This window comes from Methylomonas sp. MgM2 (assembly GCF_054172045.1).
The window spans coordinates 1-16,921 of record NZ_JBSYXO010000041.1 but is presented as its reverse complement, the minus strand read 5'-3'; the positions used below and the strand labels follow the sequence as shown (position 1 = coordinate 16,921).

General features: G+C 46.6%; 16 protein-coding genes. 2 read left to right on the top strand and 14 right to left on the bottom strand.

Features of this window, described 5'->3' with window-relative positions:
• Position 1: 1 nt before the first annotated feature.
• The 7 genes from ACW73I_RS20180 to nifV all read right to left on the bottom strand — a co-directional run bounded on the left by ACW73I_RS20180 (position 2) and on the right by nifV (position 3,774).
• Positions 2-481 carry a nitrogen fixation protein NifZ gene (locus ACW73I_RS20180; protein WP_458031299.1) on the bottom strand — a complete coding sequence of 160 codons (480 nt, stop codon included), beginning with the start codon at positions 479-481 and terminating at the stop codon, positions 2-4.
• Positions 478-792, bottom strand: coding sequence for a nitrogenase-stabilizing/protective protein NifW (nifW, locus tag ACW73I_RS20175; RefSeq protein WP_458031298.1), 315 nt, complete (start codon positions 790-792; stop codon positions 478-480). Before nifW ends, ACW73I_RS20180 begins: the two co-directional genes overlap by 4 nt.
• A 5-nt stretch (positions 793-797) precedes the next feature.
• The gene (locus tag ACW73I_RS20170) at positions 798-926 is read right to left on the bottom strand and encodes a hypothetical protein (RefSeq protein WP_458031297.1); all 129 of its coding nucleotides are present in this window, start codon (positions 924-926) and stop codon (positions 798-800) included.
• A 250-nt stretch (positions 927-1,176) separates the two neighbouring features.
• Positions 1,177-1,683, bottom strand: a complete 507-nt coding sequence (locus ACW73I_RS20165) for a hypothetical protein (protein ID WP_458031296.1) — start codon at positions 1,681-1,683, stop codon at positions 1,177-1,179.
• Complete coding sequence (cysE, locus tag ACW73I_RS20160; protein WP_458031295.1) at positions 1,683-2,462, bottom strand: serine O-acetyltransferase; 780 nt, start codon at positions 2,460-2,462, stop codon at positions 1,683-1,685. Before cysE ends, ACW73I_RS20165 begins: the two co-directional genes overlap by 1 nt.
• Positions 2,459-2,638 (bottom strand): hypothetical protein, encoded by a 180-nt coding sequence (locus ACW73I_RS20155; RefSeq protein ID WP_458031293.1) that lies wholly within the window; start codon positions 2,636-2,638, stop codon positions 2,459-2,461. The genes cysE and ACW73I_RS20155 overlap by 4 nt, the downstream gene beginning before the upstream one ends.
• An 11-nt stretch (positions 2,639-2,649) precedes the next feature.
• Entirely contained in the window at positions 2,650-3,774 is a 1,125-nt protein-coding gene (gene nifV / locus ACW73I_RS20150) for a homocitrate synthase (protein WP_458031292.1), read from the bottom strand.
• Positions 3,775-4,796: 1,022 nt separating this feature from the next.
• Between nifV and ACW73I_RS20145 the strand changes: the two genes are divergently transcribed.
• Together ACW73I_RS20145 and ACW73I_RS20140 are read left to right on the top strand one after the other, a co-directional pair.
• The gene (locus tag ACW73I_RS20145; RefSeq protein WP_458031291.1) at positions 4,797-6,974 is read left to right on the top strand and encodes a hypothetical protein; all 2,178 of its coding nucleotides are present in this window, start codon (positions 4,797-4,799) and stop codon (positions 6,972-6,974) included.
• A gap of 23 nt (positions 6,975-6,997) precedes the next feature.
• Entirely contained in the window at positions 6,998-8,602 is a 1,605-nt protein-coding gene (locus ACW73I_RS20140; RefSeq protein WP_458031290.1) for a phosphotransferase, read from the top strand.
• 551 nt (positions 8,603-9,153) lie between these two features.
• Here the strand turns inward: ACW73I_RS20140 and ACW73I_RS20135 are convergent.
• From ACW73I_RS20135 to ACW73I_RS20105, 7 genes are all read right to left on the bottom strand, one after another.
• Positions 9,154-9,849, bottom strand: a complete 696-nt coding sequence (locus ACW73I_RS20135) for a hypothetical protein (protein WP_458031289.1) — start codon at positions 9,847-9,849, stop codon at positions 9,154-9,156.
• Positions 9,850-9,857: 8 nt separating this feature from the next.
• Complete coding sequence (locus tag ACW73I_RS20130; RefSeq protein WP_458031288.1) at positions 9,858-10,412, bottom strand: cyclin-dependent kinase inhibitor 3 family protein; 555 nt, start codon at positions 10,410-10,412, stop codon at positions 9,858-9,860.
• A gap of 190 nt (positions 10,413-10,602) precedes the next feature.
• Positions 10,603-10,956, bottom strand: coding sequence for a hypothetical protein (locus ACW73I_RS20125; protein WP_458031287.1), 354 nt, complete (start codon positions 10,954-10,956; stop codon positions 10,603-10,605).
• A gap of 111 nt (positions 10,957-11,067) precedes the next feature.
• Positions 11,068-11,763 carry a response regulator gene (locus ACW73I_RS20120; RefSeq protein ID WP_458031286.1) on the bottom strand — a complete coding sequence of 232 codons (696 nt, stop codon included), beginning with the start codon at positions 11,761-11,763 and terminating at the stop codon, positions 11,068-11,070.
• A 2-nt stretch (positions 11,764-11,765) separates the two neighbouring features.
• Positions 11,766-13,205 carry an ATP-binding protein gene (locus ACW73I_RS20115; protein ID WP_458031285.1) on the bottom strand — a complete coding sequence of 480 codons (1,440 nt, stop codon included), beginning with the start codon at positions 13,203-13,205 and terminating at the stop codon, positions 11,766-11,768.
• A gap of 118 nt (positions 13,206-13,323) precedes the next feature.
• Positions 13,324-14,361 (bottom strand): M14 family metallopeptidase, encoded by a 1,038-nt coding sequence (locus tag ACW73I_RS20110; protein ID WP_458031284.1) that lies wholly within the window; start codon positions 14,359-14,361, stop codon positions 13,324-13,326.
• Positions 14,362-14,494: 133 nt separating this feature from the next.
• Positions 14,495-16,312, bottom strand: coding sequence for an ABC transporter ATP-binding protein (locus ACW73I_RS20105; protein ID WP_458031283.1), 1,818 nt, complete (start codon positions 16,310-16,312; stop codon positions 14,495-14,497).
• Positions 16,313-16,921: the final 609 nt, after the last annotated feature.

The following is a 16,921-nucleotide window of genomic DNA, read 5'->3' as shown; positions in this document are numbered from 1 at the left end:
TTTAATCCTCCGGTTCTTGAAATTTGTCCGGGTCGGCCGGTTCCAAGACGCTTTCCGGCACCTGTAAGGTCTTACCGGGAAAGCGTACGTGATATTGCATAGGCACGAGATCTCGCAACACCTTAAGCACTTCACCTTCCGTCCCTTTATCAACGATAACATTGCCGTTGACGCCCAGATCGATACTACAAACCACCTTATCGCGAAATTCGAAGCGGCTGGGGTTCCAGGGCGCATCGGCCGGTATCAGTTCTTCCAGCCGGCAACCGACCATCCGCCCTTGGTCCAGAAAGTGTACGGTGAAAATGACCTGATCCTGCAAAAACGTGCCGACTTCGACCACATTGCCGACGCTTCCCCTGCGTACCAGCAAGTCGCCGATTTCCTTACCCGGGTAAGTGCCGTCGTTTCGAACATTGCGTGTAACCCTTACGGCTTCGCCGTATTCGAAACGACCTTCGTCATAACGGTCTTCAATCATGTTTTGATGTCACCTAATGAAACAAACGCGGTTTGCGGTTCGGACATATGAAAGACTTTGAACACTTTTTCGGTCTGGGCGTCCGACTCTACGAAGTCCTGATAAGCCCGCGCCAATAGCTGCTTATAGACTTGACGCTTGCTGTCCTCGTCTTCCGGTATCTGATCTTTCCCTTTATCCAGATAATCGTGAAAGCGTTGCAAGATGTGCAAGCGATTGACGTGAACAGTGCGTTGATCGTAGTCCAACTCGAAATACTGCAAAAAGTCTTCAGCGGATTCGAGTTCTTCCATATCGTCTTCAAAATTCATAAAAACTACCTCGCGGCGATGAGGTGATCCAGATTGCCGCCGTCTCCACCTAGCGCATACATCACCAACATAATCGCCAGCATCACGGATGCTTGGGTCAAAAACGGATCAGATTTAGGTTTATGCTTCATCATGACAATCACCTTTTGATTGAAGGGCGGGCAAAACCCACCATTGAGAAAATAGAGCGGTGGCTTGCAGCAAACGTTCTAAAAAGGCCCTATGATGCTAGGGTCGCTTACCATCAAATACACAGCCAACCATACAAACAATAAGGCCGGAAACAACGCCGACTTAAATTTTTCTTTTGACATCCTCGTTACCCAATGTTGTAAATCTCGCCGGAAATGCCTATTCCGGATTCCGGCTGACTGAAAGCGCAAGTCAAACAGCAACCGCTGCTTGTCGTTGCAATACTAATTCCAACAATCCCCTAGCGCCTATCCTGTCTTTGTAATCCAAAGCCACCAGCTTTTCGAATATACCGCGGCTCAATTCCAGGTTCTCCATTCTCATATTCAGAAATCCGACCGACTTCAGCGTAAATAGATAAAACCTGACTTTTGTTAAGCGGTCTTTAGGCGCATCGCTGATATGACTTGTTTCCAATTCCCGCCAATCTTCCGGAAACTCGATGGCGTCTCGAATCAAAGTCAAAGCTTTCTCGGAAATCAGCAACGCTTCGGCGAGCCTGTGCTGGTAGTAATAAAACCGGTTTAGCGCGACCAACACATTCAAAGACTCCGGCGCCCGCAAATAAGCCCTAAGCAACGGAAGCTCGGCTTCTCCACTTTCGTATCTCTCCGAGGCAAATTGAATTAATTGCTGCACTTCCTCACTGTCGTCCGTTTCGAAATACAAGTCTTTTGCCTCAAACTCCAACAAATCCATTACCGACCACCCGCCGCTTGTTTAAAAACGATTTTTTCCTCACCATGACAGACACCGTCCGAGTCGCAGCTCTCGCAAGTCTCGGGCTCCATAACCACGAACTTTTCTTGATTCTCTTCCAGCTTATCCAAACGCTCAACCAAGCAATTGATCGCTCTACCGATCGGGTCCGGCACTAGGTGATGATCGAGATCGATACCGCGAGGATTTTGAATCTTCACGCCTTTCTGTTGAATGATGCGCCCCGGAATGCCTATCACCGTGCAGCAAGGCGGCACATCTTTTACCACCACCGAGTTGGCGCCGACTCTGACGTTGTCTCCCAGCGTGATCGCACCCAATATCTTGGCGCCTGCTCCGACCAACACATTGTTTCCCAGAGTCGGATGGCGTTTTTCCTTGTTCCAGGTCGTCCCGCCCAAGGTCACGCCGTGATAAAGGGTCACATCGTTACCGATCTCGGCCGTCTCGCCGATCACAACGCAAGCGCCGTGATCGATAAAAAAACGCCGCCCTATGGTCGCGCCCGGATGGATGTCGACATTGGTCAACCAACGCGCGAACGCCGCCAATAATCGAGCCGCCAAATTCCACTCCGCAAGCCATAAGCGGTGAGCTAAGCGGTAAAACAAGACCGCATGAACACCGGGATAGGCCATCATGACCTCTAATACACTACGCGCCGCCGGATCGCGGGCAAATACACAAGCGACGTCTTCTCGCCAGTCTTGCCATAAACCTGCGACAGGGTTGGAACGAGGCGGCGAGAAAAACATCATTTTGCTAAACTCCAAGTGGTTTTGCCCGGCTTGGGTACGCCGGGCACCCGGAAGAATGAGCCTGGAAAACGATCGTCGTCGACCGGACGAGCGTGTGACTCATTCTGCACGGTAAGTTCCTGTTGACGATGTCCAGTCGACTCCATTCTGCCGGTTTGATGAATACTTTCAGTCATGTCACACCTCGCTATAAACTGAGAAGAAGTTGGTTTAAATCTGTAGATTGCGGCGCCCGTTTGTTGATGCTGACGAACTGGCGTATCAATGGCAACAGCTTGCTCGCCTGCCAACGATTAATGACTATGCCCATTTGTTGATAGGCGTGCATCACACCCTGACTGCCCGAATGCTTACCGAGCACGAGCTGATGGTAGCGGCCGACTATCGATGGATCGACGCCTTGGTAATTCAACGGATCTTTCAGCAAACCATCGACATGAATACCCGCTTCATGACTGAATACGTCGCGGCCGATCAAGCTTTTACGGCTGCCGATGGTATCGCCCGAGGCTGTCGCCACTTGGTGCGACAGGGTGGTGAAGTTGCGTAAATCGACACCGGTTTCAATTCCGTACAACTGCTTCAGTCCGACAACGACCTCTTCCAGCGCGGCGTTACCGGCACGTTCCCCCAGGCCGTTGACCGTGGTGTTGACGTGAGTCGCGCCGCCAATCGCGGCCGCCATGGTGTTAGCCGTGGCCAGACCCAAGTCGTCGTGGGCATGCATTTCAATATCCATGTCGGTTACCGAACGCAGTTTCCGGATCGCATCCACCACGCCGAACGGCTCCATAATGCCCACCGTATCGGCAAAACGAATCCTGCAGGCTCCGGCTTGTTGCGCGGCTTCCGCTATTTGCGCCAAAAAATCGCTATCGGCGCGGGAAGCGTCTTCGGCACCGACACAAACCCGCATTCCGGCGTCAACGGCCGATTTCACGCAGCGGTCTATCGTTGAAAGCACCCATTTGCGGCTTTGTTTGAGCTTGTGCTGAATATGTTGGTCCGATGCCGAAATCGACAAATCCACCATGTCGACCCCGAGACCTAAGCAGTGTTTTAAATCGTCATCGCGCATGCGCGACCAAATCAGCAAATTGCTGGACAGATTCAAAGCGGCAATGGCTTTGATTTCATCCCGCTCCTGTTCACCCATCGCCGGAATTCCAATCTCGAGCTCCGGCACACCCATTGCCGCCAACTGCTGGGCAATGGCCAACTTTTCCTCCAACGAAAATACAACTCCGGCCGACTGTTCGCCGTCACGTAGCGTGGTATCGTCGATGATGATGGTGCGGGACTCGGAATTCATAGTTGAACCTGGATCACATCAAGCTGTTGCAATATACCGAGCGTGTTTAACGCTCTCGCGACTAATAATGCAAATCGCTTGCCAACTGCAAAACCTGCATTGATTGGGCAATCGGAACAAACATTAGCGGAATCGCAACAAAACTTTGCAAGCTCAGAAATGGAAATTGTCGTAAACCCGACAATGAAACGGGACAAGAAATACGTCCTTAGCTACAAACTTGAATCGTAGCGACAAATGTTGATTTTGCCTCGAACTTGACCGGCATGATCGCAACCGTTGTTAATACTTCGGTATCGGAGATTTGCAATACTAGCCTGGCGTATTCAGTTTCGTATTGTTTTAAACAGATAAGCTTCAATCTGAAGCCTAAGGCATGTCCACCGGCAGTTTCATACGAGTGAGGGCAGCCATCTTTGATGTTTATCCTTTTTAGTAGGACATCTATCTAAACTGAAACTCGAATTCATCTTGACGGAAACCCACTGACCGGCTCGCTTCGACCCTTTTGAAACATTCGGATATGGATTTAAGCTACCCACCGGTCATTGGGAAATCTTTAATATTGACCCCTAGGGGTATGCAGCGGCCATTTATTTCCTGGCTGTCGGTCATTCAAATCAAGAAGTGTAAGCTAATCAAATCTAATCGATCCCGATTGAACCATCTTACTCAGTAATAACGATTGATAAACTTGTATCTATTCAAGTACAGTATGAACTATTAGATTGTCGAAATGCGAATTGAAATCAGGCACGTACTGTGCCTTTTTATCCTACACGTAAGGGAATCTATTTATTAAAAGGCGAAATTTGATCACCATCTGGATTTTCTTCAAGCTGGATGATGTTTCTATCGCGCATGTATGAAGTTAGCTTACTAATCCACTTATTTTACACGCTCGTCGGAAAGTGACGATAATGTAGGATTAATTCTTATTAATTTACTTTTTTGAGTATTAGAATAACTGTTTGCATTTATTTCCTGCAGAACAAAAACAAATCAGGTCAGGGTATTTAATCATGAATGAAAACGAGGATAATGATTGGATTAATAGAAAGGATTTATTTGTTACGCTGAAGAATAAAAACTTAACAATACTGTACGATTTTGGGTTTCTGCCAAGTTCAGCATTTTCCGACTTCGTTAGTGTTTTTGCCAATATTTCATATTTAATTAGAGTAAAGCATGAAAATCGATTTATTGGTCTATTTTTTTCGACTAACATCTCCGGGTTGAATAAAGATAGCGATGAGAAAAATATTTTAACAAAAGATATGTATTGCATAACAAGACATGCTTGCCAATTATTTTTGCCAAAATCATTTAAGCAAAATAATCAATTTTTTATTGATATATGTGAACATCTTAACCTAATAGTGCACAATACGCTAATTTGGAGAAGCATGGAAAAAGAGAGGCTTAATAAATATACAAAAAAATTGACCGAAAGTTTGTCGCGCAAGAATAAATTAAATATAGATACTTTAGCAAGCTTTATTGAAGATAATTTAGATGTAAGCGTTGAGTTAATTGAGAAGCGATCTCATCTTGAGGGGTATGATAAAAGAAAATATTTTATAGAAAACGAGGCTCATGCTAATTTAAGTTTATTAAGCAAACCAAAAGTGGAAACCCGCTATATCTCCAGGAAGCTGGCGAATGGTTTTTTTAGTAAGAAAAGTTTCTTGCTTGATTCAGAAAATTCGAAAACTGCAAGTGAAGCTATAGCATGTTCGAAACTTATGGAGATAGGAGATCAATTTTCCCAAAGAAAAAATAGAGAAATAAAATGCATCGATAGAATATTATTTCCATTATCACGCTCAAGTGACTCAATTTCAACAAGATCACAACTACTTTTAATATCACGCCAAAAGCATGGTTTGCGGCAAGATGATGTATATTTAATTCAAGAACTAATTTCTTTTTATTTTGATGAGTTGCTACATAAAAGGCAGCATGAACTGGTAAAAAAAATTGCTGAAAAAATCAATAACTTAAATAGATCAAACTTGTTTAGGACAGAGCCATTTAAAGATAATGAAACAATAGTCTCTGATACTTTATCTGAAGTACTATGGACCACATCATCCTACAGATGCTCATTCTGGATATATACACCGAAATTTCATGGATTTATTCCAAAAATTAATGTTTCTTATTCGGAAGGAGAGATAACTGATCGCCTGCCGTTTGTTACAAATTTTATTCCGGGAAAGTTGTTTGACTCTTCGGCGATTGTAAATTGCTTTGAGAGGGCTTATTTTAATTCTGATCCGCTTTGTATTGGTGATACGAGAAACGCTTTTAAATATATTCAAGAAACCGGCTTAAAGAATTTAATCAATCCGCCTGAGCTAACTCAAAGTGAATTATTCGTACCGGTCTATCAAGGTACTACTCCGATTGGTGTATTATATTTTGAGTCGAGATTGCTAGATGCCTTTAATCACGATATGTGGTTTTTCCAAACAATTTCGTCTCTGATTTCCGATCTATATACGTCTAGTAATTTAATACGTGACTCCTCATTCGTTGCAGAAAAGTTAGCGTGTTTAGATGCATATCACGAACTTGATGGAATTATTGATATGAGCCTCGCACTTCATCCTGAATTATTAAGTAAAGTTAAAGAAATGTTAGATCTCAGCAGGAACGAGTTTATTACTCATAATGAAGACGAAAAGGAATCACTCATTTTCTCTGAAATGCTAAATAAATTAACCAATGATTTTGATACGCAGCTCGAATCGGTAAGAAATAATATTTTTTCACGTGTAAAGTTAATGCCTAGATTGCCAAATCTCTTTCTGCATGAGCTTAAAAGTAGGGCTATTCAATTTATAATTAAAAATTTTATAGCAAATGCTTTCAATCACCGTAACGAAAGATCAACGAGCATATCAGTAGGTTTCTATAAATCACGCCTGAAAAGCACAAAAAATGTCGAAAAATTTATCCAAGGCCTTCTTCACGTCGATTGCACTATTGATCCTCCATTGCCAGATGACTTACTGAAACATATCGGTCAAAAAACTGTAGAAAAAAATGGTAATTCACTTAGAAGAGGCTTGTTGTTAGTTGGTATTATATGTCGCCAACTTGGAGGCACTTTTGAGGCTTTTTCTGATAGTAGTAACATGAAAACACGATTAGTCGTTCGCATACCAATCGCGGTCGACGAAATAGCTCCGTAAATTTATAAGCCAAAAAAGTGTTTATGATTGAAATTGCCTGTTTAGAGCCAAATGAATTTCAAAGGAATGGCGTAATAGATGGAGTTAGAAAGCTGTTCGAAACTTGTGAGTTACCTGTAAACGTTTATGCTGTAAAAACCTCTGATGAAGTTGTTAAGGCTGCACAAAATGGGCGACTCGATGTGTTTGTCTGTGATCTTTCGTTAAACACTGGAGATCCTCTTGGCTTAGGCCTCATTTCAGATGTAAAAAGCCAATGCCCAGGGCTATTTACGATCGCGATTACATCAGGGGATTGGAATATCAGCGAGGTCGAAAAACTACCATTTCGATATGATTTATTTATTCCAAAGATGTCGATATTTGGAAAAGGATTTACTAACAATCCAAATTATGTTGAAAGGTTATTTCAGAGTTTTCGCTTTAGTCATGTTCGTACATTTAACTTTTGTACAGATATAAAGCCCATTAACGACGTTCCCCCACCTGAAAGAAACGAATTTCTCGATCTTATAAGGCAAACCATATCTTATCACCCTCCGTTTCATCCCTCTTCATTAATTTCCGACGTGGAACTTGAACAATTGGGTGGGGGGCGTAGTACTAGCTATGTCTTCGAACTAAAAGCGAAAATGGGGTCGGATGGCCGAAAAGCTCTTCCGGTTGTATTAAAGTTATCGAAAATTAACGATTGGAGAGAAGAACTTAACCGGTACGAGGTTTTCGTAAAATGGACATTGCCCCATCAAATGCGAGTGGACATCATTGGGCATGGTAAAAGTGTTGATTGGGGTGCAATTGCGTATTCATTTGCTCATGGAGAAACTGGGTTATCCACGCTTACAGATCTATTGAAGGCAGGTAATTTTATTGAATGTAAATCAATTATACAAAATTTATTCAACGGGCCTCATACCTTTTGGATTAGAACGTATAAAGATGTTCAATATTCGTCGTTGGCAGAAAGATATTTTGAGCGTTTTTACAAGAAAGACGCTGCATGGTTTGAAGAGGATAAACAAAAGCTTCACATTTTTTTGCGCGATAATATGCCTCAGTTAAAAGAAGATAATACAACATGGATTCTACTAGGGAAAAAGTTGGAATCATGGCCAAAGTTTCTGCAGACTAAACTGGCAGAATCAAAGCTTGAAGGGACAAAATTGTGGTCAATTGTTCACGGTGATTTAAATCCTAACAATGTCATTATCTCACCAGATGGGAATTTAGCATTAATTGATTTTCGAGATACGGGCATCGGTCATTGTTACGAAGATCTAATAACCCTAGAAGCCAGTGTTAGATTGAATTGGCCTTGGATAAAGCGAATTAAAACTAATGATTCTATTAGTAAACTTTGGGCTATTGAAAATAAGATTGCCGCAAATACCGAAATAAATAATAGCGATGATCAAGCGTGGCAGCTAATCGGTCATATTCGAAGCATTGGAAGTAATTTGTTCAACTCTCCTCTTGGAGCAGACTATTTTTACGGTCTTTCATATTATTGTTTCAGGCTATTAAGGATTGCAACACTAAATGACCATATTAAACGTAGAATTATAATATGTGGACTTGTGGCTGCTCAAACAAGCGATATACTTTTTGAGGTTTCGTCACGTAAATGACGACCTGAGTAGATCTAGTAAACTATAGAGTTATTATATTTTAACGCTGAGATAGGTGAAACTATGTTCAACAAATTGGAATTTATGACTCTTACAAGCTTTATTTTAAGTAGTTTTTGGAAACTAAAATTAGGATAAAGCATTAGTCAAGCGACGAAAATCATCAATAAGCACCCGTCAATAGCAAAGCAATGTTTTCTTGATAAAATATTTTCTTCTAATTCGAAATACATTAGATAATCCTATTTTATATTGGATTAAAGTTAGTGTGGCGCGTCCTAATAAATACAGCAATTAATACTTTGCCGACCATTTTAAATGTTTTTGATATAAAGCAAATCTGGCTGCAAAATTAACTGTCAGCCATTGACATTTAACAAGCAGAATTCTGCGATATTCATCGCAATAAAGCGGAGGGTCCTGACCGACAGAAATTGGCCGAACCTGCACTCTCGGCGTTTAACAAACAAAACCGGCCTCCCTAAAGCGTTCTAGAACCTAAATTGCTTAAGGGCTGAAAGGTATTTGAAACTCTGTTAATTAATTTCGACTTAACCAGTCACACGCAAGCGCCTAGCCATATCGGCTTTGCGCGCGACCATTTTTTCGGCCAGCTTCTGGCTGCCTCCGATGTCTATGATGGTCTGGCAAATGAGTTCTTCTGGAATATGAACCACCACCATAATGGCCTGTTCGATATCCTCAAGACTCATGTCCGCGAACAGCTTGACCGCGTGCGGGTTGCCATCGTCGCATCGCAGCACATCGAGCTCGTCCACGCGGGTGCCGAACGCTTTGCCTTTGGGATCCCCCTGCGCTCGAAAGGCCAAGGCTCCGCCTACATCGAGCGTCAGCACCGTGCCGTCGACGACACCCTGGTTGTCGCCATTGAAGCCGGCGGCGTCCCAGTTGGCTGTCCAGGCATGCACGCCGAACCAGCGCTGAGCCTGTTTGCGTTCGCTTTCGCTGAGATGCGCGATACACTTTTTGTCGAGTTCGACCCACTCGGTTGCAATCTTGCACGGGTCTTTTGTGCTTAGATAGGTCAAGGTCGGGGCGCCGGCCAATCGGTAAAGCTTGGCCGCGATCATCTCGTTGCGGGCATGCGCCACGGATTCCAGCGTCTTCACGTAAAAGCGTCGTCCGCTGTCGTCTTGATAAATGCCTGCGGGATTGGTGCCCTGTTGCCCGCCAACTCGCCGCATCATGGTGGTATCGATCGGAGTCGCGTCAGCGTTCTTCGCCATGCAGCCGATCAATCGATGGGCGTGGTTCGACGCACCAGAGCCAGTTGCGCAGGCGTCTCGATGGCGCCCTTGCGCACGCGGCGAACGGCTTGGATCGCCTGTTCGGGATCCATGCCCAACTCCGCCAGCAACCGAGCGGCGATCATGCCGGCCCGTCCCAGCCCGCCCTTGCAATGCACCAGCACATCGTCCCCCGTGCGCAACATCTGGCGAATCTCGCGGCCTTGCGTAAGCCATTGCTGTTCGAAAGCCTTGCTGGGAACGGAATAGTCGGCAATGGGCAGGTGGCACCAGGCGATGCCTCGTCTGTGAATTTCATGCCCGAGCTGCGGCACCTTGAGCGCCAAGAGTTCCGCGGGCTCCACTAGAGTCAGCACCAACTTCGCCCCCCAGGCCGCGATAGTATCCAGATCGATACCGAGGTCGCGCGCCCAGGCGCCCGTAAGAGCAACATGATCATGCTTGCCGGGGCAGAAAGTAATTCCGATCCGACCATACGACGGCCGGGCGCGGACTTCGGCGATTTGAAGAGGGTGTGTGTGACTGGTCCTGGCCCCTACCATATTGTCAACCTTGGAAAATACGGAATATCGGTCAGCGAGTTTAGCACGAATATTTGTAAGGCAATCGCTTTGGCGCCGTTGACGCGTTCGGCTTTTCGTAGGTCTTAGCGGGTTTGACGGTTTTGATCCCGTCGAGATAACAGTCTTGGCGGCGCCATCCGTGGCTCACACAATCCGAGGAGTTACCAAATTAATCGTCAGAGGATTCGGATTGCTGTTGTTTTCTTTCCTCATGACGTTTGCGCCATTTTTCGTGACGTTCTTTCTTTAGCTGCTCGAATTTAGTCATTTGCTCCGGAGTCAGCACGCCTTGTATTTGTTGATGGGTTTCCTGCCGCAGCGCCTCGAACTTTTCGTGCTCTTGCTTGAAAATATCCTCTAATTTGGTTTTTTGATCCGCATTCAAGTCCAGTTCCTTGGCTAGACGTTCGACTCGGTCTCCTCGATGATGGCCAAAATGATCAGGCCCTTTTTCGCCTGAGGAGGCTGCAACGGCCAATGGCAAGGCTACGGCCAATAATGTGATTGCGATTTTTTTGTTCATGATGGTTCTCCTTTGTTTTGAGTTAAAAACGAACTATCGTCGTTTTCGGTATTCAGTCTATCCGGCGAATTCACAAACAATTTGCAGCAAATGTGGAAAGATTGTGCAAATTTAAGCCGGCTTGTCGGGCGGCGGATCGTAGCGATAGCCGGCCCCATAGACCGAGTGAATCAGTTCGTGTTCCGGCAACAGGTCTTCCAGTTTTTTTCTGAGCTTTTTGATATGACTATCGATGGTTCGATCGGAAACAATACGCTGATCGTGATAGATCAAATCCATCAACACCGAACGCGAGAAAATATGACCCGGCCTGCGAAACAAAGTTTGAAATAGTTGAAATTCCACAGCGGTCAACTCGACTTCCCGTCCTGACGCCGACACCCGGAAACGGTTGCCGTCCAATGTCAGCGCCTGGCCCGAGCGGGCATCGCCCCGCTCTTGCAAACGGCGCAATACCGCCTTTACCCGCGCAACCATTTCCCGCGGACTGTACGGTTTACAAATATAATCGTCGGCACCCAATTCCAAACCCAGCAAGCGATCGATTTCTTCAATCCTGGCGGTCAGCATGATGATGGGCACTTGGCTGAATTTGCGAATTTCCCGACACAGCGTTAGGCCATCGGTTCCGGGCAACATCAGGTCCAGCAATATCAGATCCGGCGCCTTTTCGGTTAAACGCGGCAACACTTCATCGCCGTTAGTCAAAATCTCGGTATCGAAGCCTGCGCTATTCAAATAGTCTTGCGCCAGCCGAGCTAATTTTGCTTCATCCTCGACGATAAGAATGTAATTTGTCCGGTTCATTATCAATTCAACGGTAATTCAATACGGATAGCCAACCCGCCTAATTTGGACGGATGCGCGCTGATGCGGCCGTTATGGGCGGACACGATATTGCCGCATATAGCCAAACCCAGGCCGGCTCCGCCATGATTTCGGCTGCGGGAAGTTTCCACCCGATAGAAGCGATCGAATAGTCGCCGCATATCGGCTTGAGGCACGCTAGGCGCGCTATCGGCCAATTCGATCAGCAATAGGCTCTCTTGTTGGCTAACGCTAATATCCAGTCTGCCGCCACTATCGGTGTAGTTGGCGCTGTTATTCAGCAAATTACGAAACAACTGGGACAAACGATCCGAATCGGCGTATAGGGTTAGGCGCCCTTGGGTATGATCTCTCAACGTTACCGCGATTTGTTTGTTATCGAACGCCGGCTGCAACGCGGCCAAATCTCCTTTTAGCAAGGCCACGGGACGAATTAACGCTTTACGATAAGTTAATGCGCCTTGATCGGACAGGGCCAACTGATAAAGGTCGTTCGTCAGGCGGTTGAGGCGCAATACGTCAGCCAGCAAGGATTCGATCGCCTCTGCGTCCATCGGCCGAATCCCATCCTGCAACGCTTCCAACTCGCCCCGCAACACCGACAACGGCGTACGCAATTCGTGAGAAATATCGGCCACCCATTGCCGCCTGGATTGCTCGGACTGTTCCAAAGCCGCGGCCATTTCGTTAAAGTCCCGTGCCAACTGACCCAATTCGTCGCCGGATTCGACGGGCAATCTAACTTGGTAGCGTCCAACAGCCAACTGTTTAGCGGCGGCGGCAATCCGCCTAATCGGTTTGCCCAATATGTAAGCCAACAATAACGCCAATCCCGCCGATAGAGCGACCATGAGCAGCGCGATCCAGGCAAATGTTTGCGCCTGCCGTTCGAAGAAATGCCGGTCTATTAAATGGTTGTCCGGCCTACCCGGCAATAAGCCGAGATAACCGACCACTTTGTCCCGATGTTCGATCGGATATAGCGTCAAGCGCTCCAGTAATTCCGGCCGCCCGAATACAATCGATTGATCCGCTCGCAATAGCATCGCGCGAAGTTCCAACGGGATAAAACGCCGTTGGTGTCCATGATCGAAATCGATTTCCGGCGGCCATTCGCTGGATGTCCCAAGCATTTCCTTGTCCATCAAAGGATGGTGATGCCGGTGCCGCTGGTCGGACTGGATCAGCAAACGAAGCCATTCGCGCTTATTTACCGATAAAGACTCCCAACTGCCCGATGCGGCGTAAACATCGCTCAGACTTTCTATCAGATTCTCAACCCGCTCGCGTTGCCTCGATTCCACCCATTCTTTGAAACCGCGATCTAACGACCAGCGCATAAACACATACATGCCGGCCACCACCAACAGCGTGGTCAGCAAAAACGTCAAAAAAAATTTGGCCCGTATCGATTTATGCACAACATGGCTCATTAAACAGTTAAGACATTATTGCCCGGAATTGTGCAAAAAACGTGCAAATCGCCCAATCATCCCGGCAAGCGAAATGAAGATCGATTTAATCCATGAACTTTGAACCTTATCTAAGCGAAAGCGATAAGCGTTCCATTAAATAACACAAACAATCCTGCCGGATGACTTGTTCATTCAAGGTCAACATCGACGGCATGGTCGCTTTGGTGATCTGCAACTGCCCATCCGTCAGCCTAAAAAATTGTTCGGTAATCGGGTTGCCGTCGTTGTCCCTGGCAATGACCGGTATGTGCCCGCCGTTTACCTCGCCTAAAGAAGTTCCAGCCTGAATTTCGGTAAAATTCATCCTTTCCAAATCCGAACTCAAGCATAAATCGGCCGCCGTGTCATCGAAACTAAAACTTATGCGCTCATCGACGGTGACTTGAGCCACGGTATGATAAATGTCCACGTCATGTCTTGCGATCGGATGCGCCGGAAACTCATGCAAGTGCAAACAACTATCGATGAATTGAAACGCGTGCTCGATCCCGGACGGCTGATCCGGACGGCCGCACTCCAAGGTCACGGCCGGGCAAAACTCGGCGAATGCGCCCGACTGCACGCCTTTAGGATGCGTGAAATATACCAACAACCGGCCAAATAGCGCCCCAAGATGCAGAAAAGTGTCGTCCAGCTTGTTCACACACGCATAATGCGGATTAAGGCCGGTATTGTTATGCACGTCGATGCTGGCAAATGTGCCGCGCCGGCGCATGCTGTCGCAGATTTGTCGCGCCCATTCGGTTTCAACGGAGTGAGGCAATGCCGTGCCGGGCCAAATTCGATTGAAGTCGCACTGATGTTCCAATCTTCTTTGATTGAATTTCGCCGCCTGGGTATTGCCGAAAAACAAGGTCAGGCCGCGGGGAAGCGTTTGTCCCTGATATTTTTGCAGCAGCTTCTGAACAGCCAGAAAACCGGTCGGTTCGTTGCCATGCAAAAGCACGGATACGAAAAGCGTTTCCGGACGCTTTCCGGAAAGATGAAATAATGTCGGTTCCGGGACCAAGGCATAAAGCTGTTCGACCGGAACTGTCAGGATGCCGTCGGGTAGAAAATCAAATTGTTTTAGAGCTTGCCGATTAGTCGAATTCAAAGCCATGGCTGTAAGATATCAAATAGTTTTGATGATTTTACCTGGGAAAACGCGATTACCGATAGAATCGCGCCATCTCCGATGTTACCAAAGCATCACACGCAATACAGTAGGTTTCCCACCCGCTTAGGACAATCGACTATTCGTCGGGTAAAAAGCCGCCTGCCTGCATGGTCCATAAGCGGTAATAAAAACCTTTTTGCGACAAAAGTGTGTCATGACTACCGTCTTCCACGATACGGCCGCGATCGAACACCAAGATCCGGTCCAGATGGGCTATGGTCGATAAGCGATGAGCGATGGCGATGACGGTTTTTCGCCCCATCACCCTATCGAGATTTTCCTGGATGGTTTTCTCCGTTACGGAATCCAGACTGGCGGTGGCTTCATCCAGAATCAAGATCGGCGAATCTTTCAACATCACCCTGGCAATGGCGATACGCTGGCGTTGGCCGCCCGACAATTTGACTCCGCGTTCACCAACCAAAGACTCATAGCCTTCCGGCATTGCATCGATAAAAGCATCGGCATGCGCCATACGGCTGGCTTGCCGGATTTCTTCATCTCCGGCATGCGGGCGCCCATAGGCGATATTTTCCTTTAAGGTGCGATGGAACAAGCTCGGATCCTGCGGAATCAAACTTACTTGCTGATGCAACGATTTCTGAGTGGCCCGGCCTATATCCTGCCCGTCTACCATGATCGCACCCGACTGCGGCTCGTAATTGCGCAAAATAAGACTGACAAACGTAGACTTGCCTGATCCGGAAAAACCGACTAAGCCAACCCGCTGTCCCGGTTCGATCGCCACATTCAAATTGTCGAATACCGGCCTTCCGGGTTCATATTCGAAACGCACGTTTCGAAATTCGATTCGGCCCGCCGTCACCCGCAAAGGCTTGGCGTCAGGAACGTCAACGATTTCATGCGGCTTGACGATGATATCGACCCCATTGGCTACGTTACCGACATATTCGAAAAACTCCAAAAACCGGCGGGTCAAATTGCGCGCATCGCCTATGATCAGCAGCGCCAGGCCCGTACTCATCGCGAAGTCGCCAACGCTGATTTCAGCGTTGCCCCACAGAAATAGCGCATAAGTTATAGTACCGATCTTAAGGCCGGCTGCCGCGACGAACTGGAACCAACGCACTCTCTCCATGAACCAGAACGTACGCCGGCCTTCGCGCACTTCGGTTTCCAAGAAACCTTCCAGGTACTCGCGTTCGTAATCCAGACGCGCGAACAATTTTGCGTTAAGCATGTTGGTCACGGTATCGACGATCTTGCCGTTGACCAAGCTTCGGGTCGCCGCGTAGTTTTGGGCATAGGGCTGACATTTTGTCGCAAGCCAAAACGAAATCCCAACGTATAAAAACACCCAGCCGGCGACAAAACCGCCCAATTGAGTATGCACTTCCAGCAACAACGCGATCGAAACCGTAAACGTAACGCTAATCGGCCAAAAATCAAACAGGACCGACCACGTCGTGTGATTGACGCTCATCGCCGTTTCGCTGATTCTGTGCGCCAAGCTGCCGGCAAAATGATTGCTGAAGTAACGCGGCGAATGCTGCTGTAGATGGGCGTATAACAAACGGGCGGTCCGTTGACGCAAGCGCGGGCCGACTATGATCAACAATGCGCCACTGCTGCGGCTGAATAAAATCTCAGCCAGATTGAGCCCAACCAGGAGTATTAACGGTTGCTTGGTCACTTCCCATAACATTTCCGCGCTCGGATTCGATGCAACCGCATCCATCAAGGCTTTAATGGCATAGGGTACCAGAATGCTGCCTGCGGCCTGTCCGGTTTCTAACAACATCATCAGCAGAATCCATAACCGGAACTGCCGTAAGCAATGCAGGATAAAACGGACGGTCCGATCGGGTAGCGGCGGTGCTTCGGCGCCACTCCGAAATTCGATTTCCTCAGTACGACTTACCATGATCGACATTTTAAAGATTCATTGGAGTCCATGATAAACAAGTTTTTAAACACATATTTTCGAACCTATAGATTTTATCCACAATTTCTGTGGATAAAATTGTCCGCAACTTGGTAACTGTTAAAAAATAATATTTTATTTCAATTACTTATAAACATAGCAAACTAATAAACAACGTGACGAAAATCTGGTCCGCTTAAAAAGTCGGCCACTAAAATCCTAGGTCCAATTTAACGCCGGACGGCGCACTTATCCCCACAATCTGTGGATAAGATTGTAGAAAAACTGATAAATACACTATTAAATTATTTAAAATCAATCAATTGAATTAATTTGATCAAATTTTAATCAAGCCGTAACATTTGGAACCGCATGCCGCTGACCATAGAAGTTAACCACAAAATATTAATCCCTCCTATGTTATCCACATAATTTGTGGATAAAGATGTAGATAATGTATAAAAAATATAAATTAACCAATATATTTCAAATTGTTATCTTAAAATGTCTAGTTTTTGCGCAAACCGGACAAGCGATCTATCAGCCGGAGAGTGTCGGCTTCCGGCGGGAAAGATTGCTAGCCATCCCTGGCTAGCAATCGCGCCTACACCGCCACGT

Coding starts and splice junctions, on each gene's coding strand:
- ACW73I_RS20145 (WP_458031291.1), top strand. CDS start 4,797: ATGAATGAAAACGAGGATAATGATTGGATTAATAGAAAGGATTTATTT.
- ACW73I_RS20125 (WP_458031287.1), bottom strand. CDS start 10,956: ATGAACAAAAAAATCGCAATCACATTATTGGCCGTAGCCTTGCCATTG.
- cysE (WP_458031295.1), bottom strand. CDS start 2,462: ATGATGTTTTTCTCGCCGCCTCGTTCCAACCCTGTCGCAGGTTTATGG.
- ACW73I_RS20135 (WP_458031289.1), bottom strand. CDS start 9,849: ATGGCGAAGAACGCTGACGCGACTCCGATCGATACCACCATGATGCGG.
- nifV (WP_458031292.1), bottom strand. CDS start 3,774: ATGAATTCCGAGTCCCGCACCATCATCATCGACGATACCACGCTACGT.
- ACW73I_RS20170 (WP_458031297.1), bottom strand. CDS start 926: ATGATGAAGCATAAACCTAAATCTGATCCGTTTTTGACCCAAGCATCC.
- ACW73I_RS20120 (WP_458031286.1), bottom strand. CDS start 11,763: ATGAACCGGACAAATTACATTCTTATCGTCGAGGATGAAGCAAAATTA.
- ACW73I_RS20130 (WP_458031288.1), bottom strand. CDS start 10,412: ATGGTAGGGGCCAGGACCAGTCACACACACCCTCTTCAAATCGCCGAA.
- ACW73I_RS20140 (WP_458031290.1), top strand. CDS start 6,998: ATGATTGAAATTGCCTGTTTAGAGCCAAATGAATTTCAAAGGAATGGC.
- ACW73I_RS20155 (WP_458031293.1), bottom strand. CDS start 2,638: ATGACTGAAAGTATTCATCAAACCGGCAGAATGGAGTCGACTGGACAT.
- nifW (WP_458031298.1), bottom strand. CDS start 792: ATGAATTTTGAAGACGATATGGAAGAACTCGAATCCGCTGAAGACTTT.
- ACW73I_RS20110 (WP_458031284.1), bottom strand. CDS start 14,361: ATGGCTTTGAATTCGACTAATCGGCAAGCTCTAAAACAATTTGATTTT.
- ACW73I_RS20165 (WP_458031296.1), bottom strand. CDS start 1,683: ATGGATTTGTTGGAGTTTGAGGCAAAAGACTTGTATTTCGAAACGGAC.
- ACW73I_RS20105 (WP_458031283.1), bottom strand. CDS start 16,312: ATGTCGATCATGGTAAGTCGTACTGAGGAAATCGAATTTCGGAGTGGC.
- ACW73I_RS20180 (WP_458031299.1), bottom strand. CDS start 481: ATGATTGAAGACCGTTATGACGAAGGTCGTTTCGAATACGGCGAAGCC.